This window comes from Geminocystis sp. CENA526 (assembly GCF_050753365.1).
Lineage (GTDB): Bacteria > Cyanobacteriota > Cyanobacteriia > Cyanobacteriales > Cyanobacteriaceae > Geminocystis.
Window position 1 is genome coordinate 1 of the sequence record NZ_JBLZFY010000062.1, and the last position, 24,842, is coordinate 24,842.

A 24,842-nucleotide genomic window follows, 5' to 3' on the forward strand; every position below is an offset into this window, starting at 1 on the left:
GAATGCTAGTATTAATTTGGAGTTATATCCAACTACCGATAGCTTGTCGGAAAGTAAAGCCTGTGGAGAGTCAAACCAACTTAATGGCAAGTCTATTAGGGATTCGGTGAAGCAGGAAGTGAACGTCCATCCCATGAAGAGTGGGAACTTGACCATTCTTGATCAAGTTTGAGTAAGTTTCATAGAGCGGCAAATATGATCATTGTTGATACTGGGTTTTGGGTAGCTTTATTCAATGATAAAGATGATTATCATAAACTGGCACAACAAACCTTAGCTAAATATCCACAAGAAACATTAATTACTACTTGGACTGTTTTAACAGAAACTTGTCATTTATTATTAAAACGTTCTATCGACAAAAATATAGGGGTACAGAAACAAACACAATTAATCAAATTATTTCAACAACATAAACAACGATTTCAATTATTCAACTTGGAAGAAAGCCATTTAAACCGAATAGAAAAGTTGATCGAAAAATATCAAAATCTACCAATGGATTTAGCAGATGCTTCTTTAGTTATTCTTGCAGAAGATTTAGAAGATGGGCGTATTTTATCCACCGATAAACGTGATTTTAATACCTATCGCTGGAAAAATCACGAACCTTTTACAAACTTACTGATACTGTGAATTTTCAGCCTTCTGTCATTACGAGGCACGAAGCAATCCCTAAAATCGATCGAACTCCCCCTGTGTCATTGCAAGGCACGAAGCAATCTCCAAAATCGATCGAACCTCCCCCCCTATGTCATTACGAGGCACGAAGCAATCTCCAAATCGATCGAACTTCCCCCTATGTCATTGCGAGGCAAGAAGCAATCTCCAAATCGATCGAACCTCCCCTTCTGTCATTGCGAGGCACGAAGCAATCCCTAAAATCGATCGAACCTTCTCTTGTGTCATTGCGAGGCACGAAGCAATCTCCAAAATCGATCGAACCTCCCCCTATGTCATTGCGAGGCACGAAGCAATCCCCAAATCGATCGAATCCCTCCTGTGTCATTGCAAGGCACGAAGCAATCCCTAAAATCGATCGAACTTCCCCCTATGTCATTGCGAGGCAAGAAGCAATCCCCAAATCGATCGAACCCCCCCTTGTGTCATTGTGAGGCACGAAGCAATCTAATCAACTCCATAAAAAAAGATCGAACCCTAACAAAAAGCTCGATCGAATTTTTCTCAACACAAATAAATGCTTATAACCCTCTTCTTTCAAATTGACTAATAGAGTTCATTACTACAGACTGAGGACTAAAAGCACCAGCACCATAAGAGCTAGTAAGAACGGTCATAATACCAGGTTGTTCATAAAAATATGTAGAATTGGTACTTCCAGCTAAAAATTGATTTACCCAAACTGCTCCATAAAAATTAGGAGCATTATTTGAGGGAAAAGTAATTGTACCAGTACCAGTAGGATTGGGAACTGTCATTCCACTACATCCAGCACCACCACCATTAAAAGTTACATTAGAATTAGGAGCATGGAGAAAGGCAGTCTGGCAAAAAGTTCCTCCAAAATTCCATGTTTGAGTTGTACTTGGAGGATTCCCATTAGCAAAACCACCGAAAAGACGTATTTGCCCAGGGGTTGGAGCAATGGGCGGAGGGTTGCCCGTACCAACTGTTTCAATTCCTATGCCATTATTTCCTGAATAATTGATATTACCAGAAACATAAACTCTAAATTGTGCAGTTTGACCATTTTTAATCAGAACAGAACTATTGCTAGTCCAATCAGCAATTTGATAATAATACGTTGTTACTCCATTAACTACATGAGGAACATCATTTACTGTTACTCCCGACCCATCTCCCACAGTACGAGGTAATTTGACAGTGCTTGTAATATTATTGAGATTATTTATCGTTGCTACTGCTGGGACTGCTGGTATTGGAGGAATCACAGAGCCACCAACCTTGAGGGTAGCGTTCGCCGTAGTTAAACCAGTAATGACTGCATTACTTTCTGCACCAATTGCCGTTTTTAATTGGGCATCTGTAGGGTTAGTTGCACCAGAAGAACAAGTGATAGCACAAAGAGCCGGATTTGTACAAACAACCGAATCTGCTTTCACGTCAGTTTTTTTTAAATCAATTTTATTTCCCATGAGTGCAGCTCCGCCAGCACCACCACCCGAAGCGGGTTGAATAGTTACAGGAAATCTTACTTCAAAACGGGCTTTATTATTATCTTTACCAGTTTGACTCAAATTTCCTTGCACTAACATACGTCCTATTCCACCACCAGTAGGATTACTAGAATCGTTCGGAACATATCTATAGGCTAATAATTGAAAATCTCCTGCCGAAGCACCACTGCCAATATTTTGACTTGCCCTTAAACTTTGTGATCTGTCATTAGGAATAATAGTTGTTTCACTACTTATACTTGCAGAAGAACAAGCATTAGCTGGTGTAACATTATAACTTTGTATAACTGTATTTGCTACTTCCGAACTCCACTGATCACAATTAGAGGTGCATTGTAGTAAACCATTAGGATCATTATTGAGAAGAAGTAATGGTCTTCCCTTTGGTGTACTTAACTGAGCTATTAAATTATTTATCCCACCTTCTGTAACGGATAACACCTGTTTTGTATTTTCATCAGCGATCGTATTAGTTTTATTTTGTCCTGCTTTTGCAATAGCTAAAGTTGCTCCCCCAAGGGCAATCAAGCCAAGGGCAACCCCTGTTACTAAAGTTGTGCCTGTTTGATTCTGTGTATGGAAAGATAAGAAAGGATTGATCAAACGAGGGATGATACTGTCTTTTTTTTCGGGGTTTTGACGGTCTAACATAGCTTTTTCCTCTTATCAGTGGGTGGGGATTATAGATGAATTAAAAATAGTTTCTTAAATAAATGCTGAAATTTGTATTCAAAATAACAAAAATAGTCATATCTACTGTTATGAGATTAATTGTACCCCACGATCGAGCTAAATAGATCAGTATAAACACTGAATAATTATATAAAGTTTCTGTAAAGTTCCTTGATAAGTAAGTACTTTAAATTAATTATATATTTATATAAGTAAAAACAATATTTCTTTTTGATTTAATTTTGAGGGAAAAAATCATGATCTAAAATTTGTTCTATAGAAAAAGGAGAAGTTAGAGGAAATGTTTGTAAAGGTAAACTTGTTTCTTTGCTACCATCTTTTCTTGCATCTTGATAACATTTATCCATGACTTCTAATAAATGGGATTTTAAACTGGGATTATATGTTAATAAATCTTCTAATTGACGGCGTTGTTCGATAATGATTTGTAACCAGCTTTTTGATCTTTTATCCGTTTGATATTTATATTTAAGTAGGTGCATGATTAAGACTCGGAGACGATTTTTTAGTTCCTTTTTTTGACTAATCCCCATAGCGATAATTTCTGCAATTAAGTTGTCTAAATCTAACTCATTAAATTTTTTTTCTTGCAATAATTCTACGGTTTTTTCTAACCATAAAGCCCCATCTACTTCATATAAATTTTTCAAATCTAAGCAGTCAATTACTCTCATTTTATTAACCTTCTGAAAAATCTTGATTGTTAAGATAAATAAAGTTTTATGACGATCGAACCTAAAGTATAACATTTTACCGAGAGGGTAAAATAAAAATGCTAAAGTAGAGTCACAGAATTATCGAGGCGAAATAATATGATTACTCTGTTTATGATTCTCTTACTGTTAATGTCGATCATTAGTGTCATCATTTACAAACGGACTAATCAGGAAATTCATCTCGTGTTAACAATTTTTACCGCCGTTATATTAGTGATTTGGGGCTTTGCGGTGGCACATTGGTCAATACATTTATTAGCATTGTTAACGTTACTATGTATCCGCATCCCTGTTTTTGCACCCAAAATTGTCAAAATCAGAAATTAATTTTTTTAGTCGTCAGATTTTTTGAGCATCAGCTACTTGGAAAAAGATTGCTCTATAGGGGCAGGTTGGGCTAAATCCGCATCCATAAAACTCCGTGCTGATACCGTTACTAAAGCAAATAAGGCGATTAAAATAGTGATTAAAGGAACGATTTGTTGACGAATAAATTGCATGATAGAAAAATTTTTAATTTTATAGTATAATAATAAATGGAGAAAGGGAACAAACAGGAGACGGGAGTAGCAAGGGGGTTTATCCCCCTTGTTCATTTTTAGGGGTAAACAGATAAACCTTTTGATTCTAACCATTCACGATTATAAAGACGGGATTGATAACGCCCTCCACCATCACATAACACCGTTACGATCGTGTGACCTGGTCCTAATTGTTTAGCTAAGGTAACAGCCGCCCCTACATTAATACCAACTGAACCACCCATAAATAAGCCTTCTTGACGCAATAATTGATAAAGTACGTCCACTGCTTCTTGATCTGTAACTTGGATAGCATCATCAATGGGTACATTTTCCATATTAGCCGTAACTCGACTGTTACCGATACCCTCTGTAATGGAATTACCCTCAATTTTCATTTCCCCTGTTTTCACATAGCTATATAAACCACTACCCAAAGGATCAGCTAAAACGCATTTAATATCAGGGTTTTGCTCTTTCAAAAACAAAGAAACACCTGCAAAAGTGCCACCAGTACCCGTAGCGGCAACCCAAGCAGAGACTTTTCCATCGGTTTGTTGCCAAATTTCTTTGCCTGTTGTCTCATAATGAGCTTGACGATTTGCTAAATTATCAAACTGATTCGCCCAAATTGCATTTTCCATTTCTTGGGCAATCCTCCCCGACAATTTGACATAATTATTGGGATTCTTATAGGGTACAGCAGGAACAGCTCTAACTTCCGCACCTAAAGTTCTTAAAGCGTCCATTTTTTCTTGAGATTGAGTTTCAGGAATGACAATGACGCATTTATAACCCTTCGCATTGCAGATGTGGGCTAAACCAATACCAGTATTTCCAGCAGTGCCTTCTACTACAGTACCCCCCGGCTTTAATAATCCTTGTTGTTCGGCTTGTTGAATTATATAAAGTGCCGCACGGTCTTTCACCGATCCCCCCGGATTTAAAAACTCCGCTTTCCCTAAGATTTCGCACCCTGTTGCTTCACTAAAACTGTTCAAGCGAATTAAGGGAGTATTGCCAATAGTTCCTACAAAGCCGTCTTTAATATCCATTACTCAATACTTGTTTCTATAGTCTCAGATTTTCTATTGTACAGTTCGATCGACCCCACAGAAAAATTTTTTATAGTTATTAATTGTTAATTCTTCATTCTTTTCGTCATTGCGAGGCGCTTTGCGTTGCGAGGTACGAAGCAATCTGAAGCAATCTCATCAAGCAAAGTTTTTCAAAGTTAAAAATTTTTTTGATAATAACCTTGACTTTTTTTCTTGTCTGAGGCATAATAATAAATGTGGCAAATGCGGGTATAGCTCAGTGGTAGAGCGTCACCTTGCCAAGGTGAATGTCGCGCGTTCGAATCGCGTTACCCGCTTGATTAATTAGCAGTATGTTTACAAAATACTAGACAAAAAATAACTCTATATTTATTTGAAAATTAACGGACTGAGATTCTGTCGCTACGCCTTTGATTGATAGAATATTGTTAGAGGGACATAAATTTTATATATCATTAACTTTTTTACATTTATGAATTTGTTGGCGAAAGAATAAATGTGTATTGTTTATGATTTGCTATTTATTATTCATTATTCACCATCCATTATTCACTATAATAAGTTAAGAAACGTTAATTTTTCATTGCTAAGTTTTGAGAAGATAAATTTATGACTGACGCTCCCGTTAAACGACTGCGGAATTTTTCTATTATTGCCCATATTGATCACGGTAAGTCCACTTTAGCAGACCGTTTGTTACAAGTAACAGGTACTGTAGGCGATCGAGATATGAAGGCTCAATTCCTCGATAATATGGATTTAGAACGGGAAAGAGGTATCACCATTAAACTTCAAGCCGCTCGAATGGACTATAAAGCAAAAGATGGTGAAGATTATGTATTAAATTTGATTGATACCCCCGGACACGTTGATTTTTCCTACGAGGTATCTCGATCGCTCGCCGCCTGTGAGGGGGCGTTATTAGTCGTGGATGCCTCTCAGGGAGTGGAAGCACAAACTTTAGCTAATGTCTATTTAGCCTTAGAAAATAATTTAGAGATTATCCCTGTTTTAAATAAAATCGATTTACCAAGCGCTGAACCCGAACGAGTTATTAAAGAAATTGAAGATGTTGTAGGTTTAGATTGTACTAACATTATCCATGCTTCTGCTAAAACTGGTATTGCCATTGATGATATTTTAGAAGCCATTGTCGATCGAGTTCCCCCCCCAGAGGATACCGTTGATCAACCTTTACGCGCCTTGATTTTTGATAGTTATTATGATCCCTATCGTGGAGTCATTGTTTATTTCCGTGTTATGGATGGAAAAATCAAAAAGGGCGATCGAATCCTCTTAATGGCATCTGGTAAACAATATGAATTAGACGAAGTGGGAGTATTATCTCCGACTCAAGTACAAGTGAATGAACTCCACGCAGGAGAAGTAGGGTATTTAGCCGCCGCCATCAAAGCCGTAGGAGATGCAAGGGTAGGAGATACCATTACTCTAGTCAACAATCCTGCTTCGGAAGCCTTACCCGGTTATACTGAAGCCAAACCTATGGTATTTTGTGGCTTATTCCCCATTGATGCTGATCAATATGGCGACTTGAAAGAGGCATTAGAAAAGCTCAAATTAAACGATGCCGCGCTTTCCTTTGAACCTGAAACCTCCAGCGCTATGGGTTTTGGTTTTCGTTGTGGTTTCTTAGGTTTACTGCACATGGAAATTGTCCAAGAGCGCCTAGAAAGAGAATACAATTTAGACTTAATTATTACTGCACCTTCCGTAGTTTATCGAGTCACGACTACCGATGGAGAAGTCCTTGAAATTGACAATCCTAGTGCCTTACCTGATCCTCAAAAACGCACTAAGATAGAAGAACCTTACATCAAGGTAGAAATGATTACCCCTGAGAATTATGTGGGTACTTTGATGGAATTATGTCAGAGTCGGCGAGGTATTTTTGTTGATATGAAATACTTTACTATGAACCGCACAAACTTGATTTATGAGTTACCTTTGGCGGAAGTGGTGACAGACTTTTTTGATCAACTCAAATCTCGATCGAGAGGCTATGCTAGTATGGAATATCAACTAATAGGCTTCCGAGAAAATCCCTTAGTACGTTTGGATATTTTGGTAAATAAAGACCCTGTGGATGCTTTAGCCATGATTGTGCATCGAGACAAAGCCTATAATGTAGGACGAGCATTGACAGAAAAACTCAAAGAATTGATCCCCCGTCATCAATTTAAAGTACCCATTCAAGCCTCCATCGGTGCAAAAGTTATCGCTAGTGAGCATATTCCTGCCCTGAGAAAAGACGTTTTAGCTAAATGTTACGGCGGTGATATTAGTCGTAAGAAAAAACTGTTACAGAAACAGGCTAAGGGTAAAAAACGCATGAAATCGATCGGCACTGTGGATGTACCCCAATCGGCATTTATGGCAGTATTAAAACTAGACTCATAAAATGTAAGTCTTACACACCTCTAATGATATTCTGTCATTTCGAGAGGAACGAAGAAATCTCAATGTTTTACTTTTGCTATAAGTGTGAAACTTCTAAAAATGTAGGGCGATGCACCGCCCACCATTAATAGAATATAATGTTTTACAGTTGATTAACTTAATGAAATAAGATGTCAGAACAAAGATTAAAACAGGTAGAGATACTTTTAGAAACTTGTGCAAAAGTTGCCGTTAATAATCAAAATGATATTCGGGCATTAGTGGCACAAACCGCACAAAATCAAACTGATATTCGGGCATTAGTGGCACAAACCGCACAAAATCAAACTGATATTCGAGCATTGGTAGCACAAACCGCACAAAATCAAACTGATATTCGAGCATTGGTAGCACAAACCGCACAAAATCAAACTGATATTCGAGCATTGGTAGCACAAACCGCACAAAATCAAGCGGATATTCGAGCATTGGTAGCACAGACGGCACAAAATCAAGCAGAAATTAGAGCGGATATTCAGGCATTAGTGGCACAAACCGCACAAAATCAAGCAGAAATTAGCGAAGTTCGACTACAAATGGCTTCTCTGAGTGAAATGTTTGTCGAGAGTGTCGGAATCATGAAAACTATGCAGTCTGATATTAAAACCATGCAATCAGAAATCAAGGGATTGCAAACGGAAAATAAGAGGATATTAGATCATTTGTTTGGAGAGAATCAAAATAATTAGGATTTGCTGAATAAATCAAACGTAAAAATTGGATTATAACAGACATCTTAAAAAATACAGGCAAGATGCCTGTTCTACGGTGATAAAATCATAATTTCTGGAGAAGTCTATTTAATAAATAATTGACATAAATCAATTAACAGTATTCAAGACTTCTGGAACGGGGGATAAAGCCTATCGCCAGAAAGTAAGACTCGTTACTTCTCGAAGCGGCGCTGTTTTATGCTGAAATTTTTGGTTAAGAAAAAGTAAAGAGTAATAAGTTCAAGAAAAAAACTTAGAAAAAAAAGATTTTGATGATCTTTTGTGTGCCAATAATTGGTAAATTACCTAAATATTGATAATTAGTTAAAAATAATAGAAATGAAAGCATTAGTAATAGGCGGAGACGGTTATTGCGGTTGGGCAACGGCGCTCCATTTATCAAATAAAGGTTATGATGTAGCTATTCTCGATAGTTTAGGTCGTCGTCATTGGGATAGTAAGTTAGGAGTCGATACTTTAACTCCTATTGCACCAATTAAGCAAAGGATTCAACGTTGGTATGAATTAACGGGTAAAAAAATTGAGTTATTTATTGGTGATATTACTAATTACGATTTTTTAATCAAAGCCTTTCGTAAGTTTGAACCAGAATCGATCGTACATTTTGGCGAACAACGTAGCGCACCCTATTCGATGATCGATCGAGAACACGCTGTATTTACTCAAGTTAACAACGTAGTAGGTACGTTAAACATTCTCTATGCTATCAAAGAGGAGTTTCCCGATTCTCATTTAGTGAAGTTGGGTACAATGGGCGAATATGGTACACCAAATATTGATATTGAAGAAGGTTATATTGAAATTGAGCATAACGGGCGTAAAGATGTGTTACCCTATCCCAAACAACCGGGTAGTTTCTATCATTTAAGTAAAGTTCACGATAGCCATAATATTCACTTTGCTTGTAAAGTATGGGGTATTCGTGCCACAGATTTAAACCAAGGGGTTGTCTATGGTGTGTTAACGGAAGAAACAGGTATGGATGAGTTACTCATTAACCGCCTTGACTATGATGGTGTTTTCGGTACTGCTTTAAATCGTTTCTGTATTCAAGCCGCCATCGGACATCCTTTAACAGTATATGGTAGTGGTGGACAAACTCGCGCTTTCCTCGATATTCGTGATACTGTACGTTGTATGGAACTTGCCATCGCCAATCCTGCGGAAGCTGGAAAATTCCGTGTGTTTAATCAATTCACCGAGTTATTCAGTATCAATGACTTAGCAAGTATGGTACAAAAAGCAGGTACAACTTTAGGCTTAAAAGTGGAAGTTAATAATATTGAAAATCCAAGAGTAGAGTTAGAAAAACACTATTTTAACGCTAAAAATACTAACTTATTAGATTTAGGCTTACAACCTCATTATCTCTCTGATTCTCTCCTCGATTCTTTACTTAACTTTGCTCAAAAGTATCAAGGCAGAGTTGATATGGAACAAATTTTACCTAAAGTATCTTGGCGCAGATAAATTTGAATTAGGAATTAGGAATTAGGAAAGACAGAGTTTTTTCTTATTTTTTATGTCAAACTGAGAATGAACAGGATTAATTGTTCCACAGTCCGATTTCCCTTAGAGAAAAATGTATCCTAAGATACATAATTTTATTAACCTTATCTTTACCATGATTAAGTCTAACACAGAAAAATAGTAAGAATTAAATCATGTCCAGACTTGGTAGAAGAAAATTTCTCTTATATGGCTCTGCTACGATCGGAACGAGTTTATTGTTAAAAGCCTGTGGAGATGCTCCACCCGCCGATGATACTGCCGTAACTCCTACAGAACCCTCCGCCAGTGGAGATACCATTAAAGTCGGTATTTTACACTCCCTCAGTGGTACTATGGCAATTAGTGAAACCAGTGTGGTTGATGCTGAAAAACTAGCAATCAAAGAAATTAATGCCTCTGGAGGGGTTTTAGGCAAACAAATCGAAGCCATTGTGGAAGATGGACAGTCTAACTGGGATACTTTTGCAGAAAAAGCTAATAAACTGATAGATCAAGATCAAGTCGCTACAGTATTCGGTTGTTGGACTTCTGCAAGTCGCAAAGCCGTATTACCAGTGTTTGAATCCAAAAACCATATGTTATGGTATCCCGTACAATACGAAGGTCAAGAATGTTCTCGTAATATATTTTATACGGGGGCTGCTCCTAATCAACAAATTGAACCTGCGGTGGACTGGTTATTAGAAAACAAAGGGAAAGAGTTTTTCTTAGTCGGTTCTGACTATGTTTTCCCTCGTACTGCAAATACCATCATTAAAGCTCAATTAGAGGCTAAAGGCGGTAAAGTTGTCGGGGAGGATTATTTACCTTTAGGAAATACTGAAGTTACCCCTATTATTACCAAGATTAGAAATGCCTTGCCTGATGGCGGTGTAATTTTTAATAGTCTTAATGGTGATAGTAACGTAGCTTTCTTTAAGCAAATTCAGGCGGCTGGTTTAACTCCTGACAAATATCCTGTTATGTCCGTAAGTATTGCGGAAGAAGAAGTACAACAAATTGGGGTTGAATATCTCAAAGGGCATTATGCGGCGTGGAATTATTTTCAAACCGTTGAAAGTCCTGAAAACACTAAATTTGTCGAGGCTTTCAAGGCAGAATATGGTCAAGATCGGGTGGTGAATGATCCTATGGAAGCGGCTTATACTATGGTATATCTCTGGAAACAAGCTGTTGAAGCCGCCGGTGGTGTAGATGATATTGAGAAAGTTCGATCGAGCGCCGTGGGACAAACTTTCCCCGCTCCTCATGGACCTGTTACACTATTACCTAATCATCATATTGCGAAAACCGTGCGTATTGGTCAAGTGAGAGATGATGGTTTATTTGATATTGTCTATGCTACCGATGGACCCATTGACGCTGTACCTTGGAATCAGTTTGTAGCTGAAACCAAAGGTTATTCTTGTGATTGGACTGATCCTGCTAAGGGTGGTAGATTTAAAATGAGTTAGTCAGAATTAAAAATTAAGAATTAAGAATTAAGAATTAACACTCATCATAACAAGTTGTTTTTTGATCATCGATCGAACTCGATCGAGACTTAAATTAGTTTGGGTAATAATATCATTTACTGTTAAATTTGCTTGAGGATTTTTGGCACAATATTGCATGAAAATAAACTCCTCATCATCAAGGGTTATAGGTTGAAATTGATAATCTAATAACCCCTTACTTTCCCAACCAAATAGACACGGATTTAACTCAGGTTTAGCCATTTTTAATAACTCATCATCCGCCCAAGTTGCTCTTTTTAAAGGTGGTTTTGCTAAGAAAAATTCATAGTGAGTAATATTATCAGGATCGAGCAGTTCGATCAAACGAAAACGTTGTTGAGGAGTCAAATTATTTGCCCTATTAATTAAGTCTTGATTTTTCCCAATTAATCTCTCTAATTGCCATGTATCAGGATTAGAAAACCCAATAAATTCTAAACCAGAAACCTTGATAAAATCGAATAAAGTGTCAATATTATAATCCGTCTCGCAAGGATGCACATACATATCGGCAAAACATTCATCTCGTTGATTTTCCCATTGCCAACGCTGTTTTTCTTTCACCACTAAACGATTATCTTCGGGTAAAGTGGCAAAAACATCCCTACCAACCTTCACACCGTCAGTGTAATCACCTCTTTTGTCACCCTGTAGCAGTGCGATCGCCTTTTGCATTAAAGCAATTTCCCATCTGCCCAACTCACCATAAACGAAAATGTGCATTATGCCTCCCTCTGCCAATTTTTCCGCTAGGGCTTTAATACCTATTTCGGGTTCGGGTAAATGATGTAATACGCCAACACAATTAATTAAATCAAAAGTACCCTCTAAAGTAGTAGCGGATTCTAAGGGAAGTTGTTTAAAAGTGATTGTACCGTGAAAATTGTTTAATACCCCTGATTTTTCGAGACGTTTTTGGGCTGTGGCGAGGGCATTTTCGCTTAAGTCAACGGCAACTATTTCTGCATAGGGATTGTGTAAGACTAAATATTCCGTGCCTGAACCTGTACCACAACCAGCATCCAAAATACGAATTTTTTCCTGTTGGGGTTTCATTCCAGTACAAAAGTTATACGCTGATTGATAGTGCCAACGCCAATTATACCCCGGAGGTGGTTCGTCTAATAAAGGATCAGGTGGAAAAGGATATGTGTTATAAAGTTTTTGAACAGCTTTTCTAACTTCGGACATTTTTATCGATACTTACTATGGATCAACTATTTATTATCGATCGAAATGGTCATCATTAAAAAGGTATCGAGTATTAAGTTAAATTAATAACTGATGTTACGCAAAAATAGAATTAGTTGTTGACTGGAGGTGTCAGGTTTCTCGATAAAGTTCTAACGGAGTCATAAAATTAATTAAACTTCAACCATAATTATTTTGGTTCGATCGAACATTCTTTGATAAATCGATAACTTTCTTTACATTTTGAACCGAATCTTAAATCTAAGGATAAGCTAGTAAATAGGAGCTAGTCGGCAATTAATTTGTTGCCCTAAAACCATGCTTTTCGATATAGCTAATTTAACTTACTGGATTTTTCTCGGTATCGGTGTTTTTCTGTTTCTCCTTGTGATTATTTCTGGAGGAGATGAGCAAGATTTAGATACCGATGTTGATATGGATGTCGATGTTGATGTCGATATGGATGTTGATGCTGACATTGACGGGGATATTGATGGTGATATAGAAGGAAATGTCAATGCAGATATAGAAACTGACAACGATGTGAGTTTTCTCTCATTTTTATCGTGGTTTGGGGTGGGAAAATGTCCCCTCTTAATTTTGTTAGCTATTGATTTTTCTGTGTGGGGTGTATCGGGTTGGTTTTTAAATGTCACCATCGGTGGTTTTCTTAACGGCATTCCTCAAGGTTTTATCGCCTTTGTCATTTTTGTTATTTCTTTCTTCTTTAGTATTTACATCGGTAAATTGTTATCTAATCCCATTGGTAAAATCTTCGCTAATTTTGGGGAGGAGGTTGATGGCGATCGACTTATCGGCTGTATCGGTTCGGTTACATCTAAACAAGTTCCCTACGTCATCGAAGGGAGAATTGCTCAAGCTGATGTTTTGGATAATGCTCGTAATTTAGTCACGATCGAAGTTTGTTTACCCGACTGGGCTAAAGTAATACCCCATAGAGGACAAGATATTCTTATTATCGATCGACAAAAACACTATTTTATTGCCATCGCTAAAGATACTTCTGATGAGGATAAATGGCTTAATTCACGGAATGAGTCATGAGTAATGAGTAATGAGTAATGAGTAATGGGTAATGAGTAATGAGTAATAAGTAATGAATAATCAGTAATTGTTTGTGTCATTGCGAGGTAACGAAGCAATCTCAAAAATCTTTGAGGTTATGATACATCAGTTTTAAATTATATAAAAAAAAGGAGTTAAAACCATGAATTTTTGGTTACAGTTTATTCAATCTTTACCTATTAGTAATTTAGAAAATTTTGAGCTAAATAATAATAATTCTTTTGACATTAATTCATCAGAAAATAGTAATCCTTTAACGAGTAATTTAATAAGGGAAATCCCCATTAATACTAATTCTAATTTAGCTCAATTAAATCTAGGAAGTATTAGCTTTTTTGGTGGATTAATTGGTGGGTTAGTTCTTCTTTTAGTTCTGGCAATTTGGGGTTATACAAGGGTTTATGTTGTTACTCCTAATAACGAGGCTTTTGTGCGTAATGGAGGCTTTTTTGCTAAGGATAAAAAAGTTATTCTGAATGGGGGTTGTATGGTTATCCCCGGTATCCATGAATTAACTAGAGTACCTTTAAGAGAAATTTCGATCGATGTAGTCAGACAGGGCAATTTGGCGGTGCGTACTAAGGACTATTTACGAGCTAATATGAGGGTGACTTTTTATGTTTGTATTAGTGCTGATAAAGATGCCGTTTTAACAGCTTCTCAACGGTTATCTAAACAGGGTAAAATTTCCGCCGAAGATATAAAAGATGCCCTCGAAAAACGTGCTGATGATGCTATTCGAGCGGCGGCGAAAAAGAAAAGTATCGCTGAAATTGACTCCGATAAATTAGGTTTTGCTGAAGAAGTTTTAAACCTCATTCAACAGGATTTAAGAAAGGTTGGTTTAACTTTAAATAATATTGCTATTTCAGAAATTGAAGAAAGCGATACCTACGATGAAAATAATTATTTTGACGCTCAAGGGGTTCGTTTACGCACGGAAACCATCCAAGAATCTATCAAACAAAAATTAGCAGTAGAATTGGATACTCAACGAGAAAAAAGAGAAATTGAATTAAGTACTCAAGTGGCTATTCAACAACAAGAATTAGCCGCCGAAAAACAATCTTTAACTATTAAAAAAGATCAAGAAGAAGCTAAATTAGCACAAATGAAAGAAATTGAATTTCTCAAAGTTCAACGAGAAAGGGAAGTGCAAGAAGCAAGAGATCAAGAACAGGCTAAAATTGAACGTAATAAAATTTTGCAACAACAAGCCATTGAAGAAGAAAGAATTAAGCAACAGTTAGCAGTACAACAAAGTCAAATTGATGCTAGTATTGCTTTAGAAGAGCGTAACAAAGAGTTAAGAATCGCTCAAATTTCTCAGGCACAAGAGGGAGAAGTTGCTGAAATCGATCGACAACGTACCGTTGAAGCTACCCGATTACTGGCACAAATTGCCATTGCCGAAGCTGATCAGCAGTCTCAGATAGCACAACAAGAAGCATCGATCGCTATTACACAAAAAGAGCGAGAAAGATTCACCGCCGAAGCTGAAAAAGCGAAAGCCGAAGAAGCGGTAAACACTGCTCGTAAGGTGGAAAATGCGGAAAGGGAGAAAAAATTATCCTTAATTGTGGCAGAAAGGGAAGCGGCGGAAAAACGTATTACCGATCAAAACGTGGTGGAAATCGATGTTTTCCGTCGTCGTCGTCAAGCGGAAATCGCTCGTCAAGCCGCCGAATTGGAAGCCGAATCCATCCGTACTTTAGCGGATGCTGAAAAGTATAAATTATTGGCAGAGGCTCAAGGTAAATTAGCTGTTATCCAAGCGGAGAATAACCTTAATAATGCGAATCGCACGGCTGACCTCATAAAAGTCATTTTACCCTCGATCGCCCCTCAATTACCCGAAATTCTCAAATCCTTATCACCGCAACCGGGAGTTTTAGGGGATGCGAGAATTTATGCTTTTCCGGGGTTAAATGGTAATGGCACAAATTCCTCTAATGATATTAATAAAATCTTACTTTCTACCAGTGGATTATCTTTAATTAATACTCTCTTAGATGAAGGAAAATTAGGTAATATTATCGGGCAAATTAAAGGGTTATTACAGTCTAATGAAACGGTAAATAATGATAGTCTTTTGACTAATAATTTTACTAATTCTACTAATATTAATACCGAAAAAAATACTCCCCAAAATGAGCCTGAATATCAGGAAGAAATCGAGGAATCTGAGGAGGAAAATTTAGATTTCTCCCCTTGGACTCGATCGGAAGCCTTATAATTAGGAAAAAATTGTAAAACGGGCATCTTGCCCGTATCTCAAGTTTTACCTCAACTTTGAAACAATCCTGCTTTTTGAGCAAATTCCACCTATCCTTTATAATTGCCTATGAGATAGAGTAACGCCATGCGCACGGCAACTCCATTGGTAACTTGATCAGAAATTAGGCTATAGTCAGGATTATCCATCAATTCTGAACTTATCTCAACTCCTCTATTTACAGGTCCAGGGTGTAACACTTTTACTTCTGGTTTACACCATTGTAATCGATCGAGGGTTATGCCGAATAGTTGATGATATTCTCTGAGACTGGGTAACAGGTAATCTGTCATACGTTCCTTTTGTAATCGTAAAGTCATCACAAAATCAGCGTTTTCTAAAGCCGGTTTTAACTGCCAATGCAAAAACAATCTATCCTTATATTTATCATGGACAATATCCGCAAATAGGGAAGGTAAGAGGGTGGGAGAGGAAGCTAAATGAACTTGAGCGCCACTAGCGAGTAAACTGTTAATATTAGAACGAGCAACCCTAGAATGAAGAATATCCCCGACAATGGCGATTTTTTTGTCTTTTAGCAAGGAAATTTGAGGGTTTTTACTGTTTAAAGATGAGCAGATGGTAAACAAGTCTAGCAACCCTTGAGAGGGATGTTGATGTAAGCCGTCACCGCCGTTAAAAATACTCACCCCCGACTGCAATCTATCCATTTCTAAGGCAATATTCAACGGTACACCTGACTCACTATGACGAATTACCATGATATTTGCACCCATTGCCAAATAAGTTTTAGCGGTGTCTAAAATGGTTTCTCCTTTGGTTAAAGACGATGTACTTGGTGCGAAATTTAATATATCTGCTGATAATCTTTTTGCCGCTAGTTCAAAACTACTACGAGTACGGGTGGAAGGTTCAAAAAACATATTAGCGACAACTTGCCCTTGCAACGCTGGAACTTTTTTTGTGCGACTTTGTAAAACATCTTTAAAACTCGAAGCGGTAGTTAAAACGGTGTTATACTCCTCGATCGAAAAGTCTTCTAAGGATATAATATGTTTTCGTGTCCAAGATGTAGCAGTCATTTTCTATGATATAACAAGGTTTGATGAGATAATATAATGACATTCCAGCACTATTAATAATAGCTCACAGATTTGCCTTACCTATCATACCTGAGATGATCTAGCAATTCAATTTAGTCATGGAAATTACTTATAATTTAGATACGGGCAAGATGCTCGTTTTACATCTTTTTCTTTTATTTAATGTTCATTTTTTGATAAATTAAGTATATTAATTCTCTATTTTAATTATGCAATTATTAGAATCCCATAATCAATGTCCCGACTGTGTTTTAATGGAATTAAATGTTATTCCTGAAGAAAATACTAACAATAAATTTGGCGTATATCTTAATCTCAAATTTGGTCAACAACAAGAGAAAATCCTAGAGGGAAAAGTAAATTTTTCACTTCGATCAAGCCAATTAATTTTAGGATTAAACAATATCAAATTAGTGGAAAAATGTCAAATAAATACTGATTTAGTTTCGATCGTTGATTCAGTTTTTTCAGCACAACCTACATGGAAAATTAATCCTATCAAAGAGCAAAAATTATTACAAGAGAATCTTTCTAATCTCAAGTTAGCAGTGATAGAAATAGAAGATTCATCATCGGAATTAACAGCTCAAATAGTAGCTAAAAAAGCAAGTATTTTCTTAAGCGATATTGAAGGTTTATGGCTTCATGATATTACTCCCAATAAACACGCAATTTTAGAGAGAAAGTTAGCTGAATTTATTGAAAATAATTATTTTAAACCCTATATTAGTCAAGCTATTTTTCAATCTCAAGACAATGTTAACCCTTCTAATTTATCCCATGAAAACAAAGATGAAGTTTTAACCATAGAAAGCAATATCTTAAAAAAAATGATTCAATTCATTTATAGAAGTCAAAAAGATAATTTTATGGAATTAGCAGAAATAGCAGGATTAAATCCCTTAACAGACTTTGCAGGAGGAGATTTAACAGGAGTTAATTTAAGTGGTTTAAACTTAAGTAGCAGTAACTTTTCCTATAGTAATTTAAGGGGTGCAGACTTAACCGATACAGACTTTAGTGAGGCAAATTTAAAATACACAAAACTAAGTGGTGCGGATTTAAGTGGTGCATATTTAGAAGGTACAAATTTAGAAAATGCTAATTTACAAAGTGCTAGTTTAGCCTTAGCTAATGTCATTGGAGCAAACTTAAGTTATGCTAATTTAACTAATACTAATTTACAAAATACTAGCTTAGGAAAAACCAATGTAAAAGAGGCAATTTTTGCTTCTAATTTAGGTTTAGATGATGAGAAAAAACAAGAATTAATTAAAGAAGGAGCAATATTTAATTAGGAATTAGGAATTAGGAATTAGGAATTATAAGAATTAAAGGAGTTAATATTATTCATTATTCATTATTCATTTTCGTTGAAGGATTCTTCTTCATAACGAGTGTCTTTTTGATCTTTTATGCCTTGAAAAGCACAACCTAGGGCAAAACCTAAAATCGCCCCCCCCGTGACGACAATTCTTCGGCGCTGATGTCTTTCAGAAATGTGATTTACTGCTAAGGCAATCATTGCCACAATTAGAGATGTCATAATTCCTGAAAAAATAGCTGATTTAACATTCATAATTAATAAGCCCTCACTTATCAAATAAAGATAAACGAATATAGTAATAATAAAACTGTAAAAACAAATAAAATATGATTCATCCAATCGTCAAAATTCCAATCTTTAAACATAATAATTTAATCAATTTTTTACTATTTTAAACTTTCTTAAATCGATTCGATCGAATTATTGAATTGCCGACATTTTTTTAATTTTCCAAATAGTACTAGATACACTATTCGTGAAAATATGAGCAATAATAGGAATCAATAAATTTCCAGTGATATAGGCTGTATAACCAAAGACAAAACCAATAATACTCGCCCATAAAGCATATTGCCAATTTTGTCGATCGCTCAAATGTAAGACACCAAAAATTAAGCTAGAAATTATAAGAGCTAATACATCATAACCGAAAGCTGGAATCATGACACCCCTAAATAACAATTCTTCACTTAATCCGGGTAACAACCCCACCCAAATTAAATCGGGAAATACTAAAGGAGTGATGATTAAGTCTAAATATTGCTCGGCACTTTGTCGATATTTTTCCCATATTTGACTTAGAATCAGACTTGCACTAATAATAGCAAAACCAAGGGCAATACCCCATCCGACAGCTTGAAAAGTAAAGATTACAGGAATAATTTTGACACTTCCAAAATAACGCCACAATTGAGAAATAATTAATAAAATCAGAGATGTTACCCCCATAAAAATTAAAATTTCCATGCGAGTAAAAGATTGTACGGGAGGTTGGTTGTTACCTGTCATATTTAATGAATAAGGAATATAAATGTTCTGGTTTTTCCTTCTCTTAGGGTTAAAAAATTAATTACTTTTTATCAGTTTTATTTGTTCTATTTCTCTAAACTAACACATTTCGTTCCTTTAAATATTTACAAAAATTTAAGTTTTAATACGTTTTCTATTACCTCGTTTAACATAAAATGTTCGCCTCTCTTATTTTGAGTATGATAAATTATATGTCGTTCATTATTATTCATTGCTTATGTTAGCGAGGGTTTGGAGTGCTACCGTTGTGGGTATTGATGCCGTAAAGGTAGGGGTAGAAGTCGATGTGTCGGGGGGATTACCTAAAGTGATTGTGGTGGGTTTACCTGATACTGCTGTACAGGAGTCAAGAGAAAGGGTAAAAGCGGCCCTGAAAAATTCTGGTTTTGCTTTCCCTGTCAGACAAATAACGGTGAATCTCTCTCCTGCGGATTTGAGAAAACAAGGACCAAGTTTTGATTTACCTATCAGTATAGGCATTTTAGCGGCTTCCGAACAAATCGATCCTACCTACCTTAACGATTATTTATTTTTAGGGGAGGTGTCTTTAGATGGTAGTTTGCGTTCAGTGGCAGGAGTATTACCCATCGCCGTCACTGCTGAAAAATTAGGCTTTAGGGGGATTATTGTACCAAAAGATAACGCCCAAGAAGCCTCTGTAGTGGAAGGCATCAAGGTTTATGGATTAAGTAATATTAATGAGGTAGCAGAATTTTTACAAAATCCCTTTAGTTTTACTCCCACAATTTTTGAAGAAGAAGAGGATAACAATAATTTGCTCGATCGAGTCTATAATTTAAGGGATGTTAAAGGACAAAATCATGGACGTAGGGCGTTAGAAATTGCAGGGGCGGGAGGACATAATGTTATTTTTGTTGGTCCTCCGGGGGCGGGTAAAACCATGTTAGCAAGGCGATTGTCAAGTATTTTACCCCCTTTAGACTTTCAAGAAGCGTTGCAAGTGTCACAAATTTATTCCGTGGCAGGATTGCTCAAAAATAAAGGCTCATTAATACGAGAGCGCCCTTTTCGGAGTCCTCATCATTCCGCTAGTGGAGTGGCTTTGGTGGGAGGAGGCTCTTTTCCGCAACCAGGAGAAATATCTTTATCACATCAAGGTGTGCTTTTCCTCGATGAATTAACGGAATTCAAACGTAGTGTATTAGAATTTCTCCGCCAACCCCTAGAAGACGGTTTTATTGTGATTTCAAGAGCAAAACAATCGGTTCTTTTTCCTGCTCAATTTACTTTGATATGTGCTACCAACCCTTGTCCATGCGGTTATTTTGGGGATTCCATCCAACCTTGTACTTGTTCACCACGACAACGAGAACAATATTGGGCAAAATTATCTGGTCCTCTGCTCGATCGAATTGACTTACAAGTGGTAGTAAGTAGGCTGAAACCCGAAGAAATGACTACTCAAAAAACAGGAGAAAGTTCCGAAATCGTCAGAGAAAGGGTGAAAAAAGCTCGACATATTGCCCAAAAGCGTTTTAAAGGAGATAACATTACTTGCAATGCACAGATGCAAACTCGTCATTTACGAGAGTACTGTATATTAGACGATTCTAGTCGCAATTTACTAGAGGGGGCAATTCGCAAATTAGGTTTATCCGCAAGGGCAATGGATCGTATTCTCAAGGTATCACGCACGATCGCAGACTTAGCAGAAGATGAATATTTAAAGAGTCACCATGTGGCAGAAGCTATCCAGTATCGTACCATCGATCGAATGGTTTAAAAGCAGGGTTTTTTCAAAGTCGGGGTAAAATGGCATAGAGAAAGTTCAATAAATTGAACTGATAAAATGCAATTTTACCAAAAACCTAACACTAAAATCCAATACCTATTATCATAAAGTTATATAGTTAAATGATGAAAAGTAATGACGATCGAACCTAGTTGGATTTATGGATTAATCGGGGGCATTTTAATTGGTATCAGTGCCACCATATTATTAGCCTTCAACGGTAGAATAGCAGGGATTAGTGGCATGATTAATGGGGTATTAGAATTTAAACCATCAGAAATATGGAGAGTTTTTTTCCTTGGAGGGATGCTATTAGGGGGGATTATCTATGAATATTTGTTACCTTTCCCTAAAACTCCTACCTATGACGTTTTGGTAATTCCCATGATTCTCGGCGGTTTTCTTGTGGGTTTTGGGACAAGAATGGGGAACGGTTGTACTAGCGGACATGGTGTTTGTGGCTTGGGAAGATTGTCAGTTCGATCGTTTACAGCCGTAATCAGTTTTTTAGCTTCTGGCATGGTGACAGTCTATATAATTCGCCATTTTTTATAGTGAATAGTTGATAGTGCATAGTGAATAGTTAATCATTTATCGATAATTTTTAAATCCGCCTGAAATATAGAGTTCAATTTATTGAACGTGAAACTATTAGACGTGTAATTCATTACACGTTGGGCTATTAATTCATCATCTCTAACCACTTAATTCTTAATTCTTAATTCTCAATTCTTAATTCTCAATTCTTAATTAATTCTTTTATGATGAACAATAAACAAAATTTGATAGCGTTATTCAGTGGCTTATTATTTGGATTAGGATTAGCAATATCCCAAATGATAGATAGAGAAAGAGTCTTAGGTTTTCTCGATGTTGTGGGTAAGTGGGATGTAACCCTAATGTTTGTACTTGGCGGTGCAGTAGGAGTGACATTAATTAGTTTTAGGTTTATTTTACCCTTAGAACATCCTTTCTTCGATCGACAATTTTACCTCCCCAAGCGCAATGATATTGACACAAAATTAATACTTGGGGCGGTGATTTTTGGTATTGGTTGGGGAATTTCAGGGTTTTGTCCAGGTCCTGCTGTGGTATCCTTAGTACAACTAACTCTTAACCCGATTATCTTCATTTTAGCCTTTATCGGAGGTTCTTTAGCCTATAAATCCTTAAAAATTGATAAGGGGTAAAGTGCCACTACCTGACGGCACATCTCCTTGATTAGTATTCAATTCGTATCCCGTCAAGGGTTTTGCTGTGCTAGGAGGCTTCATTAAAGAATCGAGAAATTCATTCCCCGTAGAAAAACTACCTTGAGATTTTTGTTCTCTTTCGATCGTAACATCTAATTTAGGAGTTTGATCTCGATCGAAATTATCTGCTACACTTCTGGAATCGATACCTTGTAATGAGTCTTTGGTAGTATGAATATTCTCATCGATTACTTCTTGTGCCATTACAGCAGAAGCATTACCGTAAATACTCATCGTTCCTAACAATACTATACTGATAAATATTTTAGCCATGATTTTTCTCTAAATACTTTCCCTATTTTTCATTCTAATTAATTTTTTCAAGAAATTATTTAAAGTTTTTTTACAGTTTATCGAAAATCTTGAAAAGTCTTTTGACGAGGATAGGTGTCAGGTGTTAGGTATCGGGTAGCAGGGTATTAGGTTTTATAGCTTTTATTTTCTGTTAATTTATCATAGCTACTGTAGAAGAGCCTTTTTTATTAATTTATCATAGCTAAGGTAGGATATTTATGATTATTAAAAATCATCATATTTTTGTGGAAATTGAGTTCAATTTATTGAACGGTATCTATTAGACGTGTAATTTACTACACGTTGGGATAATAGTTTCAGGATAACAACGCTATTTTTCGTTCAATACAGTACATTTAATTAAAAAATTTGTGATTAAAATAAATGCTCAATTAAAATTTTAACCCCAATACCTATTAAAATAATCCCTCCGATTGTTTCTGCTTGTTTTTCAAATAAATGTCCAAATTTATTACCAATAAATACCCCCATTAAACAGATAATAAAAGTAATAATTCCAATAATTATTGCCGCTTCAACAATAGGAGTTTGAATGACAGAAAAGGTTAAACCTACGGCTAAAGCATCTATACTGGTGGCTAAAGCTAATGTGGATAAAACGTATAAATTACGAAAATCTGTAGTTTCTTCTTCTTCCTCATCTTGGAAAGATTCATAAAGCATTTTCCCACCAATAAAACTTAATAAACCAAAGGCAATCCAATGATCAATACTGATGATAAAATCTCTAAAAAATAAACCAGAAAACCATCCTAATAAGGGCATTATAAACTGAAAACCACCGAAAAAAGTAGCAATTATTACGGCATCTTTAGTGGATACTTTTTTAAGGGTAATACCAGCTCCAATAGAAACGGCAAAAGCGTCCATTGCTAAACCCACCGAAGTCAAAAAAATTGTAATAAAATTCATTAAAAACTCACCTTTTTTTACACAAATCTTGTTAAATTAATACGATAACGTTCTTTTTTAGTAACTTCAATATTGCCTATTTCTAATCTACCTTTACCACGAAAAGAGACTAAATCACCATGTTTGACATTATAACTGGGTTGAGTAATTTCTTTCCAATTTACTCGCACATCACCATTACTAATGGCTTCGGACATTTTGCCACGGGATAACCCAAAGCCAAAAGAAGCCACCGCATCTAATCTTAAAGATGCTTCAACGGTTGTCATTTCTTTAATTTTTGGGGGGCGAATTTTTAATTCTGTTAAGTCAATTCTTGTGGTTTTAACAGGTACAGAACGCACTTGTGCTAAATTAATTTCGAGAAAATCAGCAATTTCTTCCACAACAATTACTTGAGCACCTCTTTCTCCCAAGACGATTATATCTCCTATTTTTTCCCTGACAATGCCAGTACCTAAAATTGAGCCTAAAAAATCTCTATGGGTTGCGGTGTCAAAGAGGAAATTTCCAGCGATGTCTAAGGCGACAAGGGGAATTTGAGTTTCATCGGCAAACACTTCTTCTCGATGGATACCGACTCTCTGTCTTTCGGCTTGAGGATAACCACCCCAAGGAATTACTTTCATTTCTGTGAGGGTAGCAAAAATTTGATTGATTTCCGCTAATACGGGAGGTGAAAGGAAGTCTGTTACGACTAATTCCCATGTTTTGATAGCTTTTTCGGCTTTATCGATGATTTTAGCAATTTCTTCTCGATTTTCGACTTTTTTGAGTAATTCTTCTCTAGGTAACATTAATATACTAAGTTGAGCGAAATAAATAATGAATGCAGATGTACGCAGATGTACAAGGAAGGAAAGTGAACAAGAAGGAAAGAACTTATCATATTTAAGAATAGCTTAAAGCAGAATAAGCCCATTGGCAATGATGAACATACTCAACCAATGGACATCATACAAGAATTAATCCAAGTAGGAGAACAAGTAAAATGACAATAGTAACTACTCAAAAGGGATTTAGAGATTTAGTTATTTGGAGTTCAGCCACAAAATTAATGAGATAAAATTTAAAAAAGTAATTGAGTTCAACACTATGAAACAATCTTGTGTTAAACAAGAATACTCTTTCCTCTGGGAAAAAAGAATTTGTTGTCAATCCGTCAAAAGAGAGAGAATATCATTATGATTAAAGGATTATTGACACTCCCACGACTGAAGTACGTGGGATTCTTGGTTCATAGAGGTTGCTTACCCTGACAGGTATTGCTACCAATCAAAATAGAGGCATC

The 24,842-nt window shown here is 36.3% G+C and carries 24 protein-coding genes and 1 tRNA gene; 14 read left to right on the forward strand and 11 right to left on the reverse strand.

The genetic code is table 11. The features are described 5' to 3' along the window. Positions 1-195 precede the first annotated feature (195 nt). Together ACN4EE_RS15170 and ACN4EE_RS15175 are read left to right on the forward strand one after the other, a co-directional pair. Positions 196-636 carry a type II toxin-antitoxin system VapC family toxin gene (locus ACN4EE_RS15170; RefSeq protein WP_431707303.1) on the forward strand — a complete coding sequence of 147 codons (441 nt, stop codon included), beginning with the start codon at positions 196-198 and terminating at the stop codon, positions 634-636. Further along, on the forward strand, positions 633-1,115 hold the full coding sequence (locus ACN4EE_RS15175) for a hypothetical protein (RefSeq protein ID WP_431707304.1): 483 nt from the start codon (positions 633-635) through the stop codon (positions 1,113-1,115). Before ACN4EE_RS15170 ends, ACN4EE_RS15175 begins: the two co-directional genes overlap by 4 nt. 87 nt (positions 1,116-1,202) lie before the next feature. On the opposite strand, the gene ACN4EE_RS15180 is transcribed toward ACN4EE_RS15175, so the two are convergent. Together ACN4EE_RS15180 and ACN4EE_RS15185 are read right to left on the reverse strand one after the other, a co-directional pair. Next, entirely contained in the window at positions 1,203-2,810 is a 1,608-nt protein-coding gene (locus tag ACN4EE_RS15180) for a hypothetical protein (RefSeq protein WP_431707305.1), read from the reverse strand. A gap of 257 nt (positions 2,811-3,067) precedes the next feature. Continuing rightward, on the reverse strand, positions 3,068-3,526 hold the full coding sequence (locus ACN4EE_RS15185; RefSeq protein WP_431707306.1) for a DUF29 domain-containing protein: 459 nt from the start codon (positions 3,524-3,526) through the stop codon (positions 3,068-3,070). Between the two features lie 138 nt (positions 3,527-3,664). On the opposite strand from ACN4EE_RS15185, the gene ACN4EE_RS15190 reads away from it, so the two are divergent. Further along, on the forward strand, positions 3,665-3,895 hold the full coding sequence (locus tag ACN4EE_RS15190; RefSeq protein ID WP_431707307.1) for a hypothetical protein: 231 nt from the start codon (positions 3,665-3,667) through the stop codon (positions 3,893-3,895). 32 nt (positions 3,896-3,927) lie between these two features. On the opposite strand, the gene ACN4EE_RS15195 is transcribed toward ACN4EE_RS15190, so the two are convergent. Both ACN4EE_RS15195 and ACN4EE_RS15200 read right to left on the reverse strand, forming a co-directional pair. Further along, positions 3,928-4,068, reverse strand: coding sequence for a hypothetical protein (locus ACN4EE_RS15195; RefSeq protein WP_431707308.1), 141 nt, complete (start codon positions 4,066-4,068; stop codon positions 3,928-3,930). A 98-nt stretch (positions 4,069-4,166) separates the two neighbouring features. Further along, positions 4,167-5,144 (reverse strand): cysteine synthase A, encoded by a 978-nt coding sequence (locus ACN4EE_RS15200; RefSeq protein WP_431707309.1) that lies wholly within the window; start codon positions 5,142-5,144, stop codon positions 4,167-4,169. A 248-nt stretch (positions 5,145-5,392) separates the two neighbouring features. On the opposite strand from ACN4EE_RS15200, the gene ACN4EE_RS15205 reads away from it, so the two are divergent. The 5 genes from ACN4EE_RS15205 to urtA all read left to right on the forward strand — a co-directional run bounded on the left by ACN4EE_RS15205 (position 5,393) and on the right by urtA (position 11,304). Then, a tRNA-Gly gene (locus ACN4EE_RS15205) sits at positions 5,393-5,464 on the forward strand. Between the two features lie 292 nt (positions 5,465-5,756). Continuing rightward, positions 5,757-7,565 (forward strand): translation elongation factor 4, encoded by a 1,809-nt coding sequence (gene lepA, locus ACN4EE_RS15210; RefSeq protein WP_431707310.1) that lies wholly within the window; start codon positions 5,757-5,759, stop codon positions 7,563-7,565. A gap of 170 nt (positions 7,566-7,735) precedes the next feature. Beyond that, positions 7,736-8,293: a hypothetical protein gene (locus ACN4EE_RS15215; protein WP_431707311.1), complete on the forward strand. Its 558-nt coding sequence runs from the start codon at positions 7,736-7,738 to the stop codon at positions 8,291-8,293. Positions 8,294-8,656: 363 nt separating this feature from the next. Then, positions 8,657-9,808 (forward strand): NAD-dependent epimerase/dehydratase family protein, encoded by a 1,152-nt coding sequence (locus tag ACN4EE_RS15220; protein ID WP_431707312.1) that lies wholly within the window; start codon positions 8,657-8,659, stop codon positions 9,806-9,808. A 194-nt stretch (positions 9,809-10,002) separates the two neighbouring features. After that, complete coding sequence (gene urtA / locus ACN4EE_RS15225) at positions 10,003-11,304, forward strand: urea ABC transporter substrate-binding protein (protein WP_431707313.1); 1,302 nt, start codon at positions 10,003-10,005, stop codon at positions 11,302-11,304. A gap of 27 nt (positions 11,305-11,331) precedes the next feature. Here urtA and ACN4EE_RS15230 read toward each other — a convergent pair whose 3' ends face one another. Continuing rightward, positions 11,332-12,537, reverse strand: a complete 1,206-nt coding sequence (locus ACN4EE_RS15230; RefSeq protein ID WP_431707314.1) for a class I SAM-dependent methyltransferase — start codon at positions 12,535-12,537, stop codon at positions 11,332-11,334. A 318-nt stretch (positions 12,538-12,855) separates the two neighbouring features. Here ACN4EE_RS15230 and ACN4EE_RS15235 point away from each other — a divergent pair, with 318 nt between their 5' ends. After that, on the forward strand, positions 12,856-13,602 hold the full coding sequence (locus ACN4EE_RS15235; RefSeq protein WP_431707315.1) for a DUF1449 domain-containing protein: 747 nt from the start codon (positions 12,856-12,858) through the stop codon (positions 13,600-13,602). A gap of 163 nt (positions 13,603-13,765) precedes the next feature. Then, positions 13,766-15,859: a flotillin family protein gene (locus ACN4EE_RS15240; RefSeq protein WP_431707316.1), complete on the forward strand. Its 2,094-nt coding sequence runs from the start codon at positions 13,766-13,768 to the stop codon at positions 15,857-15,859. A gap of 89 nt (positions 15,860-15,948) precedes the next feature. On the opposite strand, the gene ACN4EE_RS15245 is transcribed toward ACN4EE_RS15240, so the two are convergent. Further along, on the reverse strand, positions 15,949-16,941 hold the full coding sequence (locus ACN4EE_RS15245) for an aspartate carbamoyltransferase catalytic subunit (protein WP_431707317.1): 993 nt from the start codon (positions 16,939-16,941) through the stop codon (positions 15,949-15,951). 230 nt (positions 16,942-17,171) lie between these two features. Between ACN4EE_RS15245 and ACN4EE_RS15250 the strand changes: the two genes are divergently transcribed. Continuing rightward, positions 17,172-18,260, forward strand: a complete 1,089-nt coding sequence (locus ACN4EE_RS15250; protein ID WP_431707318.1) for a pentapeptide repeat-containing protein — start codon at positions 17,172-17,174, stop codon at positions 18,258-18,260. Between the two features lie 62 nt (positions 18,261-18,322). Here the strand turns inward: ACN4EE_RS15250 and ACN4EE_RS15255 are convergent, their stop codons facing one another. Both ACN4EE_RS15255 and ACN4EE_RS15260 read right to left on the reverse strand, forming a co-directional pair. Then, positions 18,323-18,508: a hypothetical protein gene (locus tag ACN4EE_RS15255; RefSeq protein ID WP_431707319.1), complete on the reverse strand. Its 186-nt coding sequence runs from the start codon at positions 18,506-18,508 to the stop codon at positions 18,323-18,325. 201 nt (positions 18,509-18,709) lie between these two features. Beyond that, on the reverse strand, positions 18,710-19,297 hold the full coding sequence (locus ACN4EE_RS15260) for a CPBP family intramembrane glutamic endopeptidase (RefSeq protein WP_431707320.1): 588 nt from the start codon (positions 19,295-19,297) through the stop codon (positions 18,710-18,712). A 238-nt stretch (positions 19,298-19,535) separates the two neighbouring features. On the opposite strand from ACN4EE_RS15260, the gene ACN4EE_RS15265 reads away from it, so the two are divergent. From ACN4EE_RS15265 to ACN4EE_RS15275, 3 genes are all read left to right on the forward strand, one after another. Further along, on the forward strand, positions 19,536-21,062 hold the full coding sequence (locus ACN4EE_RS15265) for a YifB family Mg chelatase-like AAA ATPase (RefSeq protein WP_431707321.1): 1,527 nt from the start codon (positions 19,536-19,538) through the stop codon (positions 21,060-21,062). 144 nt (positions 21,063-21,206) lie between these two features. Then, positions 21,207-21,626: a YeeE/YedE family protein gene (locus ACN4EE_RS15270; RefSeq protein WP_431707322.1), complete on the forward strand. Its 420-nt coding sequence runs from the start codon at positions 21,207-21,209 to the stop codon at positions 21,624-21,626. A 206-nt stretch (positions 21,627-21,832) separates the two neighbouring features. Further along, a complete protein-coding gene (locus tag ACN4EE_RS15275; protein WP_431707323.1) occupies positions 21,833-22,261 on the forward strand; it encodes a DUF6691 family protein in 429 nt (142 codons plus the stop codon). Here the strand turns inward: ACN4EE_RS15275 and ACN4EE_RS15280 are convergent. From ACN4EE_RS15280 to ACN4EE_RS15290, 3 genes are all read right to left on the reverse strand, one after another. Continuing rightward, positions 22,241-22,597 (reverse strand): hypothetical protein, encoded by a 357-nt coding sequence (locus ACN4EE_RS15280; RefSeq protein ID WP_431707324.1) that lies wholly within the window; start codon positions 22,595-22,597, stop codon positions 22,241-22,243. The genes ACN4EE_RS15275 and ACN4EE_RS15280 overlap by 21 nt on opposite strands. A gap of 396 nt (positions 22,598-22,993) precedes the next feature. Continuing rightward, entirely contained in the window at positions 22,994-23,551 is a 558-nt protein-coding gene (locus tag ACN4EE_RS15285; RefSeq protein WP_431707325.1) for a manganese efflux pump MntP, read from the reverse strand. Positions 23,552-23,568: 17 nt separating this feature from the next. Continuing rightward, on the reverse strand, positions 23,569-24,348 hold the full coding sequence (locus tag ACN4EE_RS15290) for a photosystem II S4 domain protein (protein ID WP_431707326.1): 780 nt from the start codon (positions 24,346-24,348) through the stop codon (positions 23,569-23,571). Between the last annotated feature and the right edge of the window lie 494 nt (positions 24,349-24,842).

Excerpts from the sequence above, each read along its gene's own strand:
- ACN4EE_RS15170 (WP_431707303.1), top strand. The coding sequence starts at position 196 with ATGATCATTGTTGATACTGGGTTTTGGGTAGCTTTATTCAATGATAAA.
- ACN4EE_RS15180 (WP_431707305.1), bottom strand. The coding sequence starts at position 2,810 with ATGTTAGACCGTCAAAACCCCGAAAAAAAAGACAGTATCATCCCTCGT.
- ACN4EE_RS15185 (WP_431707306.1), bottom strand. The coding sequence starts at position 3,526 with ATGAGAGTAATTGACTGCTTAGATTTGAAAAATTTATATGAAGTAGAT.
- ACN4EE_RS15190 (WP_431707307.1), top strand. The coding sequence starts at position 3,665 with ATGATTACTCTGTTTATGATTCTCTTACTGTTAATGTCGATCATTAGT.
- ACN4EE_RS15195 (WP_431707308.1), bottom strand. The coding sequence starts at position 4,068 with ATGCAATTTATTCGTCAACAAATCGTTCCTTTAATCACTATTTTAATC.
- ACN4EE_RS15200 (WP_431707309.1), bottom strand. The coding sequence starts at position 5,144 with ATGGATATTAAAGACGGCTTTGTAGGAACTATTGGCAATACTCCCTTA.
- lepA (WP_431707310.1), top strand. The coding sequence starts at position 5,757 with ATGACTGACGCTCCCGTTAAACGACTGCGGAATTTTTCTATTATTGCC.
- ACN4EE_RS15215 (WP_431707311.1), top strand. The coding sequence starts at position 7,736 with ATGTCAGAACAAAGATTAAAACAGGTAGAGATACTTTTAGAAACTTGT.
- ACN4EE_RS15220 (WP_431707312.1), top strand. The coding sequence starts at position 8,657 with ATGAAAGCATTAGTAATAGGCGGAGACGGTTATTGCGGTTGGGCAACG.
- urtA (WP_431707313.1), top strand. The coding sequence starts at position 10,003 with ATGTCCAGACTTGGTAGAAGAAAATTTCTCTTATATGGCTCTGCTACG.
- ACN4EE_RS15230 (WP_431707314.1), bottom strand. The coding sequence starts at position 12,537 with ATGTCCGAAGTTAGAAAAGCTGTTCAAAAACTTTATAACACATATCCT.
- ACN4EE_RS15235 (WP_431707315.1), top strand. The coding sequence starts at position 12,856 with ATGCTTTTCGATATAGCTAATTTAACTTACTGGATTTTTCTCGGTATC.
- ACN4EE_RS15240 (WP_431707316.1), top strand. The coding sequence starts at position 13,766 with ATGAATTTTTGGTTACAGTTTATTCAATCTTTACCTATTAGTAATTTA.
- ACN4EE_RS15245 (WP_431707317.1), bottom strand. The coding sequence starts at position 16,941 with ATGACTGCTACATCTTGGACACGAAAACATATTATATCCTTAGAAGAC.
- ACN4EE_RS15250 (WP_431707318.1), top strand. The coding sequence starts at position 17,172 with ATGCAATTATTAGAATCCCATAATCAATGTCCCGACTGTGTTTTAATG.
- ACN4EE_RS15255 (WP_431707319.1), bottom strand. The coding sequence starts at position 18,508 with ATGACATCTCTAATTGTGGCAATGATTGCCTTAGCAGTAAATCACATT.
- ACN4EE_RS15260 (WP_431707320.1), bottom strand. The coding sequence starts at position 19,297 with ATGACAGGTAACAACCAACCTCCCGTACAATCTTTTACTCGCATGGAA.
- ACN4EE_RS15265 (WP_431707321.1), top strand. The coding sequence starts at position 19,536 with ATGTTAGCGAGGGTTTGGAGTGCTACCGTTGTGGGTATTGATGCCGTA.
- ACN4EE_RS15270 (WP_431707322.1), top strand. The coding sequence starts at position 21,207 with ATGACGATCGAACCTAGTTGGATTTATGGATTAATCGGGGGCATTTTA.
- ACN4EE_RS15275 (WP_431707323.1), top strand. The coding sequence starts at position 21,833 with ATGATGAACAATAAACAAAATTTGATAGCGTTATTCAGTGGCTTATTA.
- ACN4EE_RS15280 (WP_431707324.1), bottom strand. The coding sequence starts at position 22,597 with ATGGCTAAAATATTTATCAGTATAGTATTGTTAGGAACGATGAGTATT.
- ACN4EE_RS15285 (WP_431707325.1), bottom strand. The coding sequence starts at position 23,551 with ATGAATTTTATTACAATTTTTTTGACTTCGGTGGGTTTAGCAATGGAC.
- ACN4EE_RS15290 (WP_431707326.1), bottom strand. The coding sequence starts at position 24,348 with ATGTTACCTAGAGAAGAATTACTCAAAAAAGTCGAAAATCGAGAAGAA.